The organism is Streptomyces sp. NPDC045955, assembly GCF_056430805.1.
Genome location: NZ_JBWKKY010000006.1, coordinates 368,849 through 384,741 on the forward strand (window position 1 = coordinate 368,849; position 15,893 = coordinate 384,741).

Genomic DNA, 15,893 nt, shown 5'->3' on the forward strand with positions numbered 1-15,893 from the left:
CAGGGGACGCAGAGTGGTTCCATGGAGACCTTCGAGAACCTCGTCCGTGCCGAGTTCGCCCCGAAGCACACCTACCTCAACACCGCGAGCAACGGGCTCCTGCCCGCCCGTACCGTCACCGCCCTGCACCACGCGGTGCGGATGCGCGCGGAGGGCGTGCCGACAGGTCCCCTGTACGAGGACGTCGAGGCCGCCCGCGCGTCCTTCGCCCGGCTGGCCGGCGTGCCGGCCGAGCGGGTCGCCACGGGCGCCTCGGTCGCCGAGTACGGCGGGCTGATCGCCGCCTCGCTGCCCGAGGGCGCCGAGGTCCTCACCGCGGAGGGCGACTTCGCCTCCCTGGTGAACCCGTTCCACGCGCGCGGCGACCTCAAGGTGCGCGCCGTGCCCCTGGAACGGCTCGCCGAATCCGTCCGCCCCGGCACCGCCCTAGTCGCGGTCAGCACCGTCCAGTCCGCCGACGGCCGGCTCGCCGACCTGCCGGCCGTGCGCGAGGCGGCCCGGGCGCACGGGGCCCGCACCTACGTCGACGCCTCCCAGTCGGCCGGCTGGCTGCCGATGGAGGCCGACGCGGACGACTTCCTCGCCGCCGTCGGCTTCAAGTGGCTCCTGGGACCGCACGGGGCCGTGTTCTTCGTCACCCCGCGGGACTTCGGCGGGCTCACGCCGCTGCTCGCCGGCTGGGTCGCCGGTGAGGCCCCCTGGGACAGCTGCTACGGCCCGGTCGAGGAACTCGCCCACTCCGCACGGCGCTTCGACATCAGCCCCTCGCTCTTCAGCTACGCCGGGCTGCGCGCCTCCCTGGAGCTGCTGGAGGACATCGGCATCGACGTCGTGCACGCCCACGACGTCGCCCTCGCGGACCGCTTCCGTGTCGGGCTCGCCGAGCTGGGTCACGCGCCGGTGCCCGCGCCGGGCTCGGCGATCGTGTCCGTGCCGGGGCTCGGCCACCGGCAGGGCGAGCTGAGCCGGGCGGGCATCGAGGTGTCCGACCGGGCGGGGAACCTGCGGGCGGGGTTCCACCTCTACAACACGGCGGCGGACGTCGACCGGCTCCTGGACGCCCTGAAGGCATGAAGGCATGAAAAACCGCGTGGGGCCTCCCGTCCCACACGAGGAGGCCCCACCCGGCAGCTGTGTCATCCGGTCACATCACCGGCGGGCAGCGGTCACCGCACCGGAGTGAAGTCCCGAGCGCCGATGAACTCCGGCCGCCGCACCGGCGCCGCGAACGGTTCCACCGCCGTGTTCTCCACGCTGTTGAACACGATGAACACGTTGCTGCGCGGGAACGGCGTGATGTTGTCGCCGGAACCGTGCATGCAGTTGCAGTCGAACCACGTCGCCGAACCGGCCTTGCCCGTGAACAACTTGATGCCGTGCTGTGCGGCCAGCTGGGTCAGCGCCTCGTCGGACGGCGTGCCCGCGTCCTGCATCTGCAGCGACTTCTTGTAGTTGTCCTTCGGCGTGGCCCCCGCGCACCCGAGGAACGTCTTGTGCGACCCCGGCATGATCATGAGCCCGCCGTTGGTGTCGTAGTTCTCGGTCAGCGCGATCGACACCGACACCGTGCGCATCCGCGGCAGACCGTCCTCGGCGTGCCACGTCTCGAAGTCCGAGTGCCAGTAGAAGCCACTGGCCCCGAAGCCCGGCTTGACGTTGATCCGTGACTGGTGGACGTAGACGTCCGAGCCGAGGATCTGCCGCGCCCGGCCGACGACCCGCTCGTCCCGCACCAGCCTGGCGAAGACCTCGCTGATCTTGTGCACCTCGAAGACCGAGCGGATCTCCTTGGACTTCGGCTCGACGATCGACCGCTCGTCGGCACGGATGTCCGGGTCGTTCACCAGCCGGTTGAGCTCGTTCCGGTAGACGGCGACCTCGTCGTCGGTGATCAGCTCGTCGATGGCGAGGAAGCCGTCACGCTCGAAGGACAGCAGATCGGCCGGCGCGACCGGACCGGGCGCGTCGGGGGCGCCCCAGACGACCGGGTCCTGGCGCGGGGTGAGCACTTCGGTGGCGCCCCGACTGGGATAGAGGTCGGGGATACCGGTGGTGGTGTCGGTGATGGCGGTCATGAAATGTCACACCTCCTCGGTGAGCAGCGGGTAGACGCCGTTCTCGTCGTGGTCCTCCCGTCCGGTCACGGGCGGATTGAAGACGCAGAGGCAGCGGAAGTCCTTCTTGATCCGCAGCGTGTGCTTCTCGTGCCCGTCCAGGAGGTACATCGTGCCGGGCGTGATGGTGTACGACTTCCCGGTCTCGCGGTCGGTCAGCTCTGCCTCGCCCTCCACGCAGACGACGGCCTCGATGTGGTTGGCATACCACATCGACGTCTCCGTACCCGCGTACAGGATCGTCTCGTGCAGGGAGAAGCCGACCTTCTCCTTGGCGAGGACGATGCGTTTGCTCTCCCACGTGCCGGACGCCGACTTCACGTGCCGGTCGGTACCTTCGATCTCCTTGAACGAACGGACAATCACGGTGCTGCGATGCCTCCTAAATGGGGTGGTGCCGGTTGCTCGGTCAGGCGGTCTCGCGGACGGCGCGGGCCAGCGTCGACAGGCCCTCGTCCAGTTCCTCGGGCGTGATGGTCAGGGCGGGGAGCAGTTTCACGACCTCGCTCTCGGGCCCGGACGTCTCGATGAGCAGGCCGAGTTCGAAGGCGCGCTTGGCGACCTTGCCCGCACGGGCCTTGTCGTGGAACTCCAGGCCCCACACCAGGCCGCGGCCCCGGTACTCCTTGACGTCGGCCAGGTTCTCCTCGGTGATGGAGATCATGGCCTGCTCGACCTGCTCACCGCGCTTGCGGGTCTGCTTCTCCATCGCGGAACCGTCGGCCCAGTACGCCTCCAGAGCCGCGGTCGCCGTGACGAAGGCGGGGTTGTTGCCGCGGAAGGTGCCGTTGTGCTCGCCGGGCTCCCAGATGTCGAGCTCCGGCTTGAACAGGCACAGCGACATCGGCAGGCCGTAGCCGCTGATCGACTTCGAGACGGTGACGATGTCCGGCGTGATGCCCGCCTCCTCGAAGGAGAAGAAGGCACCGGTACGGCCGCAGCCCATCTGGATGTCGTCGACGATCAGCAGCATGTCCTGGCGCTCGCACAGCTCGGACAGGGCGCGCAGCCACTCGGCCCGGGCCACGTTGATGCCGCCCTCGCCCTGCACGGTCTCGACGATCACGGCGGCCGGCTTGTTCAGGCCGGAGCCCTGGTCCTCCAGCAGCCGCTCGAACCACAGGAAGTCCTCGACGGTGCCGTCGAAGTAGTTGTCGAACGGCATGGGCGTGCCGTGCACCAGCGGGATACCGGCGCCGGCCCGCTTGAACGCGTTGCCGGTCACGGCCAGCGAGCCCAGCGACATGCCGTGGAAGGCGTTGGTGAAGGACACGATCGACTCGCGCCCCTTCACCTTCCGCGCCAGCTTCAGCGCGGCCTCCACGGCGTTGGTGCCGGTCGGGCCCGGGAACATGACCTTGTACGGCAGGTCGCGCGGCCGCAGCAGCAGGTTCTGGAAGGCCTCCAGGAACGTGCGCTTGGCGGTGGTCGACATGTCGAGCCCGTGCGTGACGCCGTCGCGCTCCAGGTAGTCGATCAGGGCGCGTTTCAGGACGGGGTTGTTGTGCCCGTAGTTCAGTGACCCCGCTCCGGCGAAGAAGTCGAGGTACTCATGGCCGTCCTCGTCGTACATGCGGCTGCCCACCGCACGGTCGAAGACGGTGGGCCAGCCACGGCAGTAGCTGCGTACCTCGGACTCGACGGTCTCGAAGACGCTCAGGTCGGGCTGGGTGATGGTCACGACGAATCGCTCCTCGGTGCGTGGGGGAAGTCTGGGGAGTGTCGGGGGGAAAGTCAGGGGGCCAGCGGGCCGATGCGGTACAGGACCTCGGGGTCGTGCGGCCCGTCGGGGAACACGGCCGTGTCGAACAGCACCTCGCGCTCCAGCCGGGCGCCGTGCCGCTCGGCGAACGACGTGAACAGGCGCTCCGAGGCGGTGTTGCCCGGGGTGATGGTGGTCTCCACCGTCGTCACCCCGCGCTCGGTGGCGGTCCGGGCGACCAGACCGTCGAGCAGCGTGGCGGCCAGCCCGCGCCCGCGGTGCGCCTCGTCCACCGCCACCTGCCAGACCAGCAGGGTGTGCGGGCTGTCCGGCCGCACGTACCCGGTGATGAAACCCATCGGCTCGCCGTGCTCGTCACGCGCTACGGCCGACGTGGCCGCGAAGTCGCGGCACCACAGCAGATAGCTGTAGGACGAGTTCAGGTCGAGAACCTTCGAGTCCTTCGCCATCCGCCACAGTGCGGCTCCGTCAGCCACCGTGGGGCGGTCGATTTGCGGATCTGCTTGTACGGCAGTCATGCGAATTGAACTTACCCAGCGAAATTCGAAATTGCATCGCCGAGAGGGGTTACGTATGAGCCGTGTCTGTGTTATCGCGCGAGCGCGAGGCCTCACGCAAAAGGGCGCAGCTATGCCCGGTATTGTCCGGGTAATACCGGGCATAGCGGTCACAGTGTGTAACGCGTCACAGCCGTGTAATCGCCACGAGATCTGCCCGAATTCCTTCTCCAAGTGTCCTCAAAACCTTTGGGTTTAGGATCGGAGAAAGCGGGCAGAAGAATACGGGAAGCTGTTCTTGAAAGAATTCCTAATTGTGTGCCAGCTTACATGTGGGTCGCCTCGGAAACACGTTTAATTCAAGCCCCGGTCACTCCGTCGATACGTTCCCGCAGGAGATCGGCGTGACCGTTGTGCCGGGCGTACTCCTCGATCATGTGGATCAGGATCCAGCGCATGCTGACCTCCATCCCGGGCACCGGGCCCTCGGCGACCCGCCCGATGTGGTCCAGCGGCAGCCCCGCGCACAGCTCCCGGCCCCGAGCGATCTCCCGCCGCCAGATCCCGAATGCCTCGTCGAGCCCCCGCATCGGGTCCAGCGTGTAGCCGGTGCCGTCCTCGTACACCGGTGGCACGTCGAGTCCGGCGGCCACCCGCTGGAACCAGTTCCGCTCGACCTCGGCGAGATGCTGCACCAGCCCGAGCAGCGTCAGCTCGGACGGCTCGGCCGACGCCGTCCGCACCTGCGCGTCGTCCAGCCCGGCGCACTTCAGCTCCAGGGTGGCCCGGTGGAAGTCCAGCCAGCTCTCCAGCATGGCCCGCTCGTCACCGGTGAGGTGCGGGACAGGACGGCCGTCGGGAAGGGTGACGGTGGTGTCGGCGGGGGTGTCCGCAGGGGGGTTGGTGGTCATGCGGGGAGCATCGCACGGACCACTGACAACGGCGGCGGGCCCGGGCCACAGCCCGGTGGTCTCCGGCTACCGCCCGGCGGTGGGCCCGGCTCCCGTCCGGGATGGCCCCCCGGCTCCCGTCCGGGATGGCCCCCCGGCTCCCGTTCGGCGGTGGGCCCCGGCTACCGCCACGCCTCCTCGGCCGCCCGCAGTGCCCCCTCCACGTCCACCGGCAGCCCCGCCTCCGAGAGCGCGGCCCCCAGTGCCGCCAGACTCGCCCGCACGGCCCCCGGCGTGGCGTCCGCCCCGTAGTGGTTGACCCGGATCATCTCCTTGGCCAACGCACCCCCGCCGGCCGCGACCGGCGCCGCCGGATCCGCCTGAAGCGCCCTGGCCACCAGCTCCGACGCCTCCACCCCGGACGGCGCCCGGAGCGTCGTCGCGACCGGCGCCGCGTCCCGCGCCTGGTACACATACGGCTCCAGACCGCCACCGAGCGCCACCGCCCCGGCCCGCGTGGCAGCCGCGGCCGATGCGTGCCGGGCCATCACCGCGTCGAGCCCCACCGCCTCGATCCGCTCCACGCACGCCTCCAGCGCCAGCATCTCCAGCTGCGCCGGAGCGTGCAGCAGCGCCTTGCGGCCGCCGTCGATCCACCGCTCCTTCCAGTCGAGCAGCGACAGGTACGACCGGCGCGGCGCCCGCGGGTTCGCCGCCATCCGCGCCCAGGCCCGCTCGCTCACCGACACCGCCGACACACCGGCCGGCCCGCCCATCGCCTTCTGCGCCCCGATCACGCACAGGTCCACGCCCCACGCGTCCGGCAGCACCGGCTCGGCACCGATCGACGCCACCGCGTCGAGATAGAACAGGGCACCCTGCTCCCGCACCACCGCGCCGATCTCCGCGACCGGGTTGGTGTTGCCGGTCGCCGCCTCCGCGTGCACCAGAGACACGAAGTCGATCTCCGGGTGCTCGGCGAAGGCCTGCCGGATCTGCTCGGCCGTGACCGCCGTGTGGAAGGGCACCGCCAGGTCGACCACCGTCGCCCCGCAGTCCCGCAGCCAGTCGCCGAAGGTCTGCCCGTACGGGCCCGTGATCACGTTCAGGGCCGTCGTGCCCGGACCGGCCGCGGCGCGGATAGCGCCCTCCAGCGGCAGCAGTGCCTCACCCTGCATGATCACGACGTCCTGCTCGGTGCTCAGCAGCCGGGCCACACGGTCCTCGATCGCGGCGAAACGGTCCGCACCGAGCGGGGTCAGGTCCAGAAACGGATGCGTCACGGTGGCACTCTCTTCACGTGCGGGGACAACTCGCGGGACTACTCGCGGGGACAACGGGAACGAGCGTAACCGCCGCGCCCCAACCCCCTCGCGACCGGTGACTTCCCAGGCCCGACGCCCTCGCGGCCATCGGATTGTTTTCAGACACTCAAACTTCTCCTTATGATCGGAACCCACAGTTCACTCACAGGAGGCTCGCCGTGAACACGCACCCCGGGCACCGGGCCCGCATCCTGGCCGCCACCACCGCGACGGCCGGGCTGCTGCTCGTGGCCGGCTGCACCTCCACCGACGATGGCGGCAGCGGCAAGAAGACGGCCGCGGGCGGCGTCGAACTCGTCAAGGCGGGCAAGCTCACCACCTGCACCCACCTGCCGTATCCGCCGTTCCAGTCGGAGATCGACGGCAAGGTGCAGGGCTTCGACGTGTCGCTGATCGACCTGGTCGCCAAGGACCTGGGCGTGAAGCAGGACATCGTCGACCAGCCCTTCGAGAACTTCAAGACCGGCGGGTCCCTCAACGCCGGCCAGTGCGACCTCGCCGCCGCCGGCATGACCATCACCGAGGAGCGCAAGAAGAACGTCGACTTCTCCGACCCGTACTTCAACGCCACCCAGGCCGTACTGGTCGACAAGAAGAGCGGCATCTCCTCCTTCGCCGGCCTCAAGGGCAAGAAGCTCGGCGCCCAGGCGCAGACGACCGGTGAGGACTACGCCAAGAGCAAGGGCCTCGACCCGGTCTCCTTCGAGTCCTCCGACGCCGTCCTCAACGGCCTGCGCACCGGCCAGGTCCAGGCCGTCGTCATCGACTACCCGGTCGTCCAGGGCTGGCTGAAGGACAAGGCCAACGCGGACGCCTTCAAGGTCGTCGACAACATCGAGACCGGCGAGCAGTACGGCTTCACGGTGAAGAAGGGCAACACCAAGCTCCGCGCCGCCATCAACAAGGCGATCGAGGACGCCAAGGCCGACGGCACGTACAAGAAGCTGTACGAACAGTGGATCGGCCCGTACGACGAGTCCGCCGCGTCGCCGGCCGCCTCATGACCGACACGGCCACGCCCGAAGTCCAGCCGAAGAAGAAGGGCCTCACCCGGCGGCAGAAGCGCAGCCTCTCGCGCGGCGTCCAGTACGCCGTGTTCGTCGCGGCCGTGATCGCCTTCGCGGTCTCCGCCGACTGGGACCGGCTCCAGAACCAGTTCGCGCAGGCGGACATCGCCGAGCGCATGTTCCCGGACGTCATCGAGCTGGCGCTGAAGAACACCGTGCTCTACACGGTGAGCGGCTTCGCCGTGGGGCTGGCCCTCGGCATGGTGATCGCGCTGATGCGGCTGTCCTCCGTGGGGCCGTACCGCTGGCTCGCCGGGATCTACATCGAGATCTTCCGCGGCCTGCCCGCCCTGCTGATCTTCATCTTCATCGGCGTCGCCGTACCGCTGGCCTTCCCCGGCACCGAGATCATCGGCGGCACGTACGGCAAGGTCGCCCTGGCGCTCGGCCTGGTGGCCGCCGCCTACATGGCCGAGACGATCCGCGCCGGCATCCAGGCCGTGCCCAAGGGGCAGATGGAGGCGGCCCGCTCGCTCGGCTTCTCGCCCGCGCGGGCCATGATCTCCATCATCATCCCGCAGGCGTTCCGCGTCATCCTCCCGCCGCTCACCAACGAACTGGTGCTGCTGTTCAAGGACTCCTCGCTGGTGCTGTTCCTCGGCGTCACGCTGGAGGAGCGCGAACTGTCCAAATACGGCCGCGACCTGGCCAGCCAGACCGCCAACTCCACGCCGATCCTGGTCGCCGGACTGTGCTACCTGCTGGTCACGATCCCGCTCGGCTTCGTCGTACGCCGCATGGAGGCGAAGGCCCAGGAGGCCGTGAAATGAGCCGACCCGAGATCGAGGTACGCGCGCTGCACAAGTCGTTCGGCGCCAACGAGGTGCTGCGCGGCATCGACCTGGAGATCGGCCGGGGCGAGGTGGTCTGTGTCATCGGCCCGTCCGGCTCCGGCAAGTCGACGCTGCTGCGCTGCGTGAACCTGCTGGAGGAGCCGACGAAGGGGCAGGTGTTCGTCGGCGGTACCGAACTGACCGACCCGGACGTCGACATCGACGCCGCACGCCGCCGCATCGGCATGGTCTTCCAGCAGTTCAACCTGTTCCCGCACCTGACGGTGACCGAGAACCTCACGCTGCCGCAGCGCCGGGTGCTGCGCCGGGACAAGGCGGCGGCCGCGAAGGTGGCAGCCGAGAACCTGGCGCGGGTGGGGCTGTCCGAGAAGGCGGCGGCCTACCCCTCCTCCCTCTCCGGCGGCCAGCAGCAGCGCGTCGCCATCGCCCGGGCCCTGGCCATGGGCCCCGAGGTGATGCTGTTCGACGAGCCGACCTCGGCGCTGGACCCCGAACTGGTCGGGGACGTCCTCGCGGTGATGCGCATGCTCGCCGACGAGGGCATGACGATGATGGTCGTCACCCACGAGATGACCTTCGCCCGCGAGGTCGCCGACCGGGTCGTCTTCATGGACGGCGGCGTGATCGTCGAGGACGGCACCCCCGAGCAGGTCATCGGCAACCCGCGCCACGACCGCACCCGCCACTTCCTCTCCCGCCTCCTCGACCCCGCCATGGCCGAGGTGGAGGAGGAGACCTCGGACCAGGTGGGCAAGGCCGACTAGGGCCTGTTGTGAAGGTGGCCTCTGCCGCGCGACGCCCGGCACGCTCCCCCACTGCCTTAAGGGCGTGGGAGGTGCCCCCCACTCGCCGCACCGCCCGAAAGCCCGAGTACGCCCAATTCGAGGGCTTCCGGGCGCCCCAGAGCACGCACCGGACGCCGCGCGGCCGCCCTCCGGGCGACGAGGCCACTTTCGCAACAGGCCCTAGCGGCTGGCTAGGGTGCCGTACATGAGCGATCGCACGGTGCTGCATGTGAAGGGACGGGTGCTCGTCGGACCCGAGGAGATCCGCGACGAGCTGTGGGTCGTCGACGGCCGGATCTCCTACGACCGTCCCGCCGGCGCCCGCGACGTCCGTACCGTCAGGGGCTGGGCCCTGCCCGGCCTCGTCGACGCGCACTGCCACGTGGGACTCGACCGGCACGGCGCGGTCCCGCAGGACGTCGCCGAGAAGCAGGCGCTGACCGACCGGGACGCGGGCACGCTGCTGATCCGCGACGCGGGTTCGCCCTCCGACACCCGCTGGATCGACGACCGCGACGACCTGCCGAAGATCATCCGCGCCGGCCGCCACATCGCCCGCACCCGCCGCTACATCCGCAACTACGCCTGGGAGATCGAGCCGGACGACCTGGTCGCCTACGTCGCCCAGGAGGCCCGGCGCGGCGACGGCTGGGTGAAGCTGGTCGGCGACTGGATCGACCGCGACCTCGGCGACCTGTCGGCCTGCTGGCCGCGGGGGGCGGTGGAGGCGGCGATCGCCGAGGCACACCGGCTGGGCGCCCGGGTCACCGCGCACTGCTTCGCGGAGGACTCCCTCCAGGACCTCGTCGAGGCCGGCATCGACTGCGTCGAACACGCGACGGGCCTGACCGAGGACCTCATCCCGCTGTTCGCCGAACGAGGCGTCGCCATCGTCCCGACGCTGGTCAACATCGCGACGTTCCCGCAGCTCGCCGACGGCGGCGAGGCGCGGTTCCCGCGCTGGTCGGCCCATATGCGCCGGCTCCACGAACGCCGCTACGACACCGTGCGGAGCGCCTACGACGCCGGGATCCCGGTCTTCGTCGGCACCGACGCGGGCGGCGGACTCGCCCACGGCCTCGCGGCGGCCGAGGTCGGCGAACTGGTCACCGCGGGCATCCCGCCCGTCGAGGCCCTGGCGGCGGGGACCTGGACGGCCCGGGCCTGGCTCGGCCGCCCCGGCCTGGACGAGGGCGCCCCGGCCGACCTCGTCGTCTACGACGAGGACCCGCGCAAGGACGTGGGCGTGCTGACCGCGCCGCGCCGGGTGGTGCTGAACGGGCGCGTGGTCGGCTGAAGCCGAGACGCCCCCCCCGGCCCCGGATGGCGGGGCACACTGACCTCTGCGAGCGTGGAAGGCGAGGACGAACCCTGCCAGAGCGGGAGGTTCCGATGCGCGTCGCACCGCTGAGCGGGCTGCTGGCCGTCATCCTGACCATCACCGCTTTCGCGCTCCTCGGCGACACTCCCGCCTTCGACGCCACCGGCCCCGAGGTCAGAGCCTTCTACGAGGATCACCAGGGCCAGATGTGGACGAGCCTGTACCTGCTGGTGCTCGCGTCGGTGTTCATCGTCTTCTTCGCCGCCCACCTGGCCGGTGTCGTACGGGACGTCCCGGCGGGCGGCGGCTGGCTGCACCGCGTGGTCCTCGGCGGCGGCCTGCTGATCGCCGTCGGTTTCCTGACCGGGGCCTCGTTGACCCTGGCCCTGGCGGACCTCGCCGGCGAGCCGACGGCCTCCGGTCCCGCGCTCCAGGCCCTCAACACCTTCAATGAGGACTTCTTCATCCCCTTCGTCGGCGGCATGGGCCTGTTGCTGCTGGGCACGGGCCTGGCCACGTTCCGCGCCACCGTCAGCCCGCTGCCCCGCTGGCTGGCCTGGGCAGCCGTCGTCATCGGCGTGCTGATCTTCATCCCCTGGGTCGGCTACTTCGCCTTCGCGGCCGCCGGGCTCTGGGTCGCCGTCACCAGCGTCCTGCTGACCCGCCGCCCCGAGGACGGCACACCGATCGCGAGGGAGAGGGCCGGGGCCGCACGGCGGTGAGCGTCAGCCCGCCCACCGCACCGTGGTGAGCCGTCAGCCCGCCACCGCACGCTCCAGCGCTCGCAGGAACCCGTCCACCGTCGCCCGGTCCCGCACCGCCAGCCGCAGCCACTGCCCGTCCAGGCCGGGGAAGGTGTCCCCGCGCCGCACGGCGTAGCCGAGGACGCGCAGCCGGTCGCGTACGGCCGCCGCGTGCGGAAGCCGGACCAGGACGAACGGGCCCCGTGCGGGCTCGACCACCCGCAGCCCGGCCGGGGCGAAGCGGGCCAGGCCGGTCAGCAGGTGGGCCCGGTCCGCGGCGATGCGGTGCGCCGCGTGGGCCGCCTCCGCCAGCGCCCGTGGCTCCACGCACGCCCGCGCCGCGGCCAGCGCCGGTGTCGACACCGGCCACAGCGGCTGCGCCCGCTTCAGGTCCTCGATGGTCTCCGGAGCCGCCAGCACGTACCCGATCCGCAGCCCGGCCAGCCCCCAGGTCTTGGTCAGGCTGCGCAGCACCACGAGGCCGGGCACGTCCACGCGGTCAGCGAGGGACTCGGTTTCGCCCGGCACCGCGTCCATGAACGCCTCGTCCACCACCAGCAGCCGCCCGGGCCGGGCGAGAGAGGCGATCACGTCCGCCGGGTGCAGCACCGACGTCGGGTTCGTGGGATTGCCGATCACCACCAGGTCCGCGGCCTCGGGGACGGCCGCCGGGTCCAGCCGGAAGCCGTCCTCCTCCCGCAGCAGCACCCGGTCGACCGTGTGCCCCGCGTCCCGCAGGGCGGCCTCCGGCTCCGTGAACTGGGGGTGGACCACGACCGGCCGGCGCACCTTCAGCGCCCGCGCCAGCAGCACGAACGCCTCCGCCGCCCCCGCCGTCAGCAGCACGCGCTCCACCGGCAGGCCGTGCCGCGCCGCCACCGCCGCGCGGGCGGCCCGCCCGTCCGGGTAGGCCGCCAGATCGCCCAGCGACGCGGCGATGTGTTCGCGCAGCCACGCCGGCGGGGTGTCCGCGCGGACGTTCACGGCGAGGTCGACGAGCGAGCCGCCGTCGTCCCGGACCTCCGCGTCCCCGTGGTGCCGCAGATCGTGCCCGCCGTCAGTGGGCATGGGAGTGCGTCCCGTGGTGGTGGCCGTGCCCGTGGTGGTGGCCGTCGTCGTCCGGGTGGAAGTGCGGCTGCTGCGGCAGGCCCACCTTGTCCTCGAAGCCCGGCAGCGCGATGCGGTACACGCACGAGTCGCAGTTCATCCGCAGATCACCCTCGACGGCCTCCGTGTACCGCTCCCACACCAGGTCCAGCAGCTCCGGCTCAGGCCCGATGACGTCGGCCGAGCGCACCTCGACCTCCGGATGTGCCGCCGCCCAGCCCTCCGTCTGCAGCCGCACCCGGTCCGGCAGGATCCCGGTGAACAGGAAGTAGGGGAGCACCACGATCCGGCGGGCGCCCAGCCGCGCGCACCGGTCCAGTCCGCTCGGCACGTCCGGCGCCGCCAGCGACACGAACGCCGTCTCGACCCCCGCGTACCCGCGCCCCTCCCACAGCAGCCGCGCCGCCTTGTGCACCTCGGCGTTGGCGTCCGGGTCCGTCGACCCGCGCCCCACCAGCAGCACCGTCACATCGGCCCGGTCACCCGGCCTGCGCCCCGCCGTGCCGCCCAGAGCCTCGTCCAGCCGCCGCTCCAGCACGTCCAGCAGCGCCGGGTGCGGACCGAGCGGACGGCCGTACGTGTAGGAGATCCCGGGGTGCCGCTCCTGCTCGCGGGCCAGCGCCGCCGGGATGTCGCCCTTGGCGTGCCCGGCGGACACCAGCATCAGCGGCACGGCGGCGAACCGCCGTACGCCCCGCTCCACCAGCTCGGTGACGGCCTCGCCCAGCGGCGGCGGGGACAGTTCGATGAAGCCGCCCGCGACGGGCAGTTCCGGGTGGCGGGCCCCCAGCTCCCGAACGAAGTCGCGGAACGCCTCGGCTCCGGCGTCGTCACGGGTGCCGTGGCCGGCGATGAGCAGGGCGGGCGGGCTGGTCACAGGTTCTCCTCGGCGGACGTGGGGTGGTGGACTGCGCGGTTCACTCGGGCTCCTCCTGCCAGCGGTAGCCGCGCGGCGTCACCATGCGCCCGGCGATCTCGCGGGTCGCGGTGTTGCCCACGGTGACGACCGTCATCATGTCGACCGTCGCCGGGTCGAGCGCGGCCAGCGTCGTGAGCCGGGCGGACTCGTCCGGCCGCGAGGCGTTGCGCACGACACCGACCGGCGTCGTCGGCGCCCGGTGCTCGGCGAGGATGCCCAGCGCTTTGGGCAGCTGCCAGTCGCGGCCGCGCGAACGCGGATTGTAGAACGTCACCACGATGTCGGCCTCGGCCGCCGCCCGTACCCGCCGCTCGATGACCTCCCACGGCGTGTGCAGGTCGGACAGGCTGATCGACACGTGGTCGTGGCCCAGCGGCGCGCCCAGGATCGCCCCGGCCGCCAGCGCCGCCGTCACGCCGGGCACACCGACCACGTCGATGTCGTCGGAGGCCTCGGCGAGCGCGGGGGACGCCATGGCGTACACACCCGCGTCCCCGCTGCCGATCAGCGCGACGGCCCGCCCCGCGCGGGCCTCCTCGACGGCCGTGCGCGCCCGCTCCTCCTCGGCCCCCAGCCCCGACTCCAGGATCCGGGTGCCGGGCCGCAGCAGATCGCGGATCTGGTCGACGTACTGGTCGAGCCCGACCAGCACGGAAGCGCGCCGCAGTTCCGCCTTCGCCCGCGGCGTGAGCAGGTCCCGGGCTCCCGGCCCGAGCCCGACCACCGCGAGCCGTCCGCGCCCGGGGCGCCGTACGACGGCACAGGTCGCCATGGCGGGGCGCGCGGCCGACTTCCGCTTGGGGACGAGGAGTTCGCCCCCGCGCACCAGGGCGGCGGCCTCCGCGACCGAGGGAGTGCCGACGGCGGCGAGCGGCGCGTCGGACGGATTGGGCACGTCGACGGCGGCCAGCTCCCCGGCGGAGTACGTCACCAGGGGCGCACCCAGCCGCCGTGCGGCCTCGACGAGGCCGGGCTCCCCGGCCTTGGCGTCGACGGTGGCGAGCTCGGCGACCGACGCGGCGGACAGCCCGGCCTCCTTCAGGGCGTCCTCGACCAGCCCGAGCACCTCCTCGACGGGAGCGCCCTTCGACGCCCCGACACCGACGACGAGCGACGGCGGGCGCAGCACCACCTCCCGCTCGGCCGCCCGGACGAGCCGGTCGGTCAGCCGGATCGTGTACGGCCCCTCGGCGGCGACCGGGAGCGGCGGCAGCGGCCAGGCCACCTCGGCCCGCAGCGCCACCGCCTCACCGTCCAGCAACGCCCGCGAGACCCCGGCGACATCGCCCTCCACGGGCAGGCCGAGGGTGTCGAGACCGGGCAGGTCCACGGCGTCGGTCGCGGTGGTCACCACCGGCTCGGCGCCCAGCAACTCCGCGACCTCCCGGGCGAGTTCGTTGGCCCCGCCCGCGTGTCCGCCCAGCAGGGACACCGCGAACCGCCCGCCCTCGTCGACGCACACCACGCCCGGGTCCGCCGTCTTGCCGGCCAGCAGCGGCGCCACGAGCCGCACCACCGCGCCGGTGGCCAGGAAGCACACGAGCTGCTCGCACTGCGCGAACGCGGCCCGTACGGCCTCCCCGACGGGACCCTCGTACACGCGCGTGCGGTCCGGCCACGCGGCGGCCAGCCGGTCCCGCGCGGCCGCTCCCGCCGCGGTGGCGGAAATGAGGCCGATCACTGAGCTACTCCTTCTGCGATGTCTTCCCTGCGTTCGACAGGTACGGGAGGCCGGACCATCATGTGCGGGCACCCCGTTCGCGCAGGGCCTTGCGGGCCTCCGGGTCGGCCTTGCGGTAGCCGTGGAAGTGACCCGGGTGGTACAGGTGCGAGCGCGTGCCGTGCGCGTCGAGCGCCGGGCCGACCAGGAACAGGGTGTGCTTCCAGAGCTTGTGTTCCTTGACCGTCTCCTCCAGCGTGCCGATCGTGCACTTCACGATCAGCTCCTCGGGCCAGGTCGCCTGGTACGCCACCACGACCGGGGTCGTCGTCGGATAGCCGCCCTCCAGCAGCTCCCGCACGAGCTGCCCGCTGCGGGCCGCGGAGAGGAAGATCGCCATGGTCGTGCCGTGCCGGGCGAACTCGCGGACCTCCTCCCCGGGCGGCATGGGCGTCTTGCCGCCGCCGAGCCGGGTCAGCACGACGGACTGCGCTACCTCGGGGATGGTCAGCTCGCGCTGCGCGAGCGCGGCGACGGCGGAGAAGGCGGACACCCCGGGCACGACCTCGGTCGCCAGGCCGATCTCGGCACACCGGTCGAGCTGCTCCTGGGTGCCGCCCCACAGGGCGGGGTCACCGGAGTGGATCCTGGCGACGCGCAGGCCCTCCTGCCGGGCCCGCCGGTACACGGCCACCACGTCCTCCAGGGACAGGGCCGCCGAGTCGAGGATCTCCGCGTCCTCGCGCGCGTGCTGGAGGACCTCCGCCTGGACCAGGCTCGCCGCCCAGATCACCACGTCGGCCTCGGCGATGGCGCGCGCGGCACGGAACGTCAGCAGGTCGGCGGCGCCGGGGCCGGCACCGACGAAGGTCACCTTGCCGCTGGGGGCGTCGGCCATGGGTCGGTCCTCTCGTACAGGGGGGTTTCGGTAGGCGGGGTGATGCACGG

At 71.7% G+C, this 15,893-nt stretch carries 16 protein-coding genes; 6 read left to right on the forward strand and 10 right to left on the reverse strand.

The window, feature by feature from the left end:
- Window positions 1-21 precede the first annotated feature (21 nt).
- A complete protein-coding gene (locus AC07F0_RS15455; protein ID WP_478978937.1) occupies window positions 22-1,074 on the forward strand; it encodes an aminotransferase class V-fold PLP-dependent enzyme in 1,053 nt (350 codons plus the stop codon).
- A 92-nt stretch (window positions 1,075-1,166) separates the two neighbouring features.
- Here the strand turns inward: AC07F0_RS15455 and thpD are convergent, their stop codons facing one another.
- From thpD to AC07F0_RS15485, 6 genes are all read right to left on the reverse strand, one after another.
- Window positions 1,167-2,066 (reverse strand): ectoine hydroxylase, encoded by a 900-nt coding sequence (thpD, locus tag AC07F0_RS15460; protein ID WP_436726790.1) that lies wholly within the window; start codon window positions 2,064-2,066, stop codon window positions 1,167-1,169.
- A 15-nt stretch (window positions 2,067-2,081) separates the two neighbouring features.
- Window positions 2,082-2,480, reverse strand: a complete 399-nt coding sequence (locus AC07F0_RS15465; RefSeq protein WP_059422332.1) for an ectoine synthase — start codon at window positions 2,478-2,480, stop codon at window positions 2,082-2,084.
- A 43-nt stretch (window positions 2,481-2,523) separates the two neighbouring features.
- On the reverse strand, window positions 2,524-3,795 hold the full coding sequence (ectB, locus tag AC07F0_RS15470) for a diaminobutyrate--2-oxoglutarate transaminase (RefSeq protein ID WP_279545963.1): 1,272 nt from the start codon (window positions 3,793-3,795) through the stop codon (window positions 2,524-2,526).
- 53 nt (window positions 3,796-3,848) lie between these two features.
- A complete protein-coding gene (gene ectA / locus AC07F0_RS15475; RefSeq protein WP_356923246.1) occupies window positions 3,849-4,355 on the reverse strand; it encodes a diaminobutyrate acetyltransferase in 507 nt (168 codons plus the stop codon).
- A gap of 338 nt (window positions 4,356-4,693) precedes the next feature.
- Entirely contained in the window at window positions 4,694-5,245 is a 552-nt protein-coding gene (locus tag AC07F0_RS15480; RefSeq protein ID WP_478978939.1) for a DinB family protein, read from the reverse strand.
- A gap of 161 nt (window positions 5,246-5,406) precedes the next feature.
- On the reverse strand, window positions 5,407-6,507 hold the full coding sequence (locus tag AC07F0_RS15485) for a pyridoxal-phosphate-dependent aminotransferase family protein (protein WP_478978942.1): 1,101 nt from the start codon (window positions 6,505-6,507) through the stop codon (window positions 5,407-5,409).
- Window positions 6,508-6,707: 200 nt separating this feature from the next.
- On the opposite strand from AC07F0_RS15485, the gene AC07F0_RS15490 reads away from it, so the two are divergent.
- From AC07F0_RS15490 to AC07F0_RS15510, 5 genes are all read left to right on the forward strand, one after another.
- A complete protein-coding gene (locus AC07F0_RS15490) occupies window positions 6,708-7,553 on the forward strand; it encodes a basic amino acid ABC transporter substrate-binding protein (RefSeq protein WP_478978945.1) in 846 nt (281 codons plus the stop codon).
- Window positions 7,550-8,386, forward strand: a complete 837-nt coding sequence (locus AC07F0_RS15495; RefSeq protein WP_478978947.1) for an amino acid ABC transporter permease — start codon at window positions 7,550-7,552, stop codon at window positions 8,384-8,386. Before AC07F0_RS15490 ends, AC07F0_RS15495 begins: the two co-directional genes overlap by 4 nt.
- Window positions 8,383-9,174, forward strand: a complete 792-nt coding sequence (locus tag AC07F0_RS15500; RefSeq protein WP_059422324.1) for an amino acid ABC transporter ATP-binding protein — start codon at window positions 8,383-8,385, stop codon at window positions 9,172-9,174. Before AC07F0_RS15495 ends, AC07F0_RS15500 begins: the two co-directional genes overlap by 4 nt.
- 226 nt (window positions 9,175-9,400) lie before the next feature.
- Complete coding sequence (locus tag AC07F0_RS15505; RefSeq protein ID WP_478978950.1) at window positions 9,401-10,492, forward strand: amidohydrolase family protein; 1,092 nt, start codon at window positions 9,401-9,403, stop codon at window positions 10,490-10,492.
- Between the two features lie 95 nt (window positions 10,493-10,587).
- Window positions 10,588-11,238: a hypothetical protein gene (locus AC07F0_RS15510; protein WP_478978953.1), complete on the forward strand. Its 651-nt coding sequence runs from the start codon at window positions 10,588-10,590 to the stop codon at window positions 11,236-11,238.
- A 33-nt stretch (window positions 11,239-11,271) separates the two neighbouring features.
- On the opposite strand, the gene cobC is transcribed toward AC07F0_RS15510, so the two are convergent.
- The 4 genes from cobC to cobM are packed head-to-tail and all read right to left on the reverse strand — an operon-like array spanning window position 11,272 to window position 15,843.
- Window positions 11,272-12,327, reverse strand: coding sequence for an Rv2231c family pyridoxal phosphate-dependent protein CobC (cobC, locus tag AC07F0_RS15515; protein WP_478978955.1), 1,056 nt, complete (start codon window positions 12,325-12,327; stop codon window positions 11,272-11,274).
- Window positions 12,317-13,243, reverse strand: coding sequence for a sirohydrochlorin chelatase (locus AC07F0_RS15520; RefSeq protein ID WP_478978958.1), 927 nt, complete (start codon window positions 13,241-13,243; stop codon window positions 12,317-12,319). Before AC07F0_RS15520 ends, cobC begins: the two co-directional genes overlap by 11 nt.
- Before the next feature lie 40 nt (window positions 13,244-13,283).
- Window positions 13,284-14,966 (reverse strand): precorrin-3B C(17)-methyltransferase, encoded by a 1,683-nt coding sequence (gene cobJ, locus AC07F0_RS15525; protein WP_478978961.1) that lies wholly within the window; start codon window positions 14,964-14,966, stop codon window positions 13,284-13,286.
- A gap of 58 nt (window positions 14,967-15,024) precedes the next feature.
- Window positions 15,025-15,843: a precorrin-4 C(11)-methyltransferase gene (cobM, locus tag AC07F0_RS15530; RefSeq protein ID WP_478978964.1), complete on the reverse strand. Its 819-nt coding sequence runs from the start codon at window positions 15,841-15,843 to the stop codon at window positions 15,025-15,027.
- Window positions 15,844-15,893 lie beyond the last annotated feature (50 nt).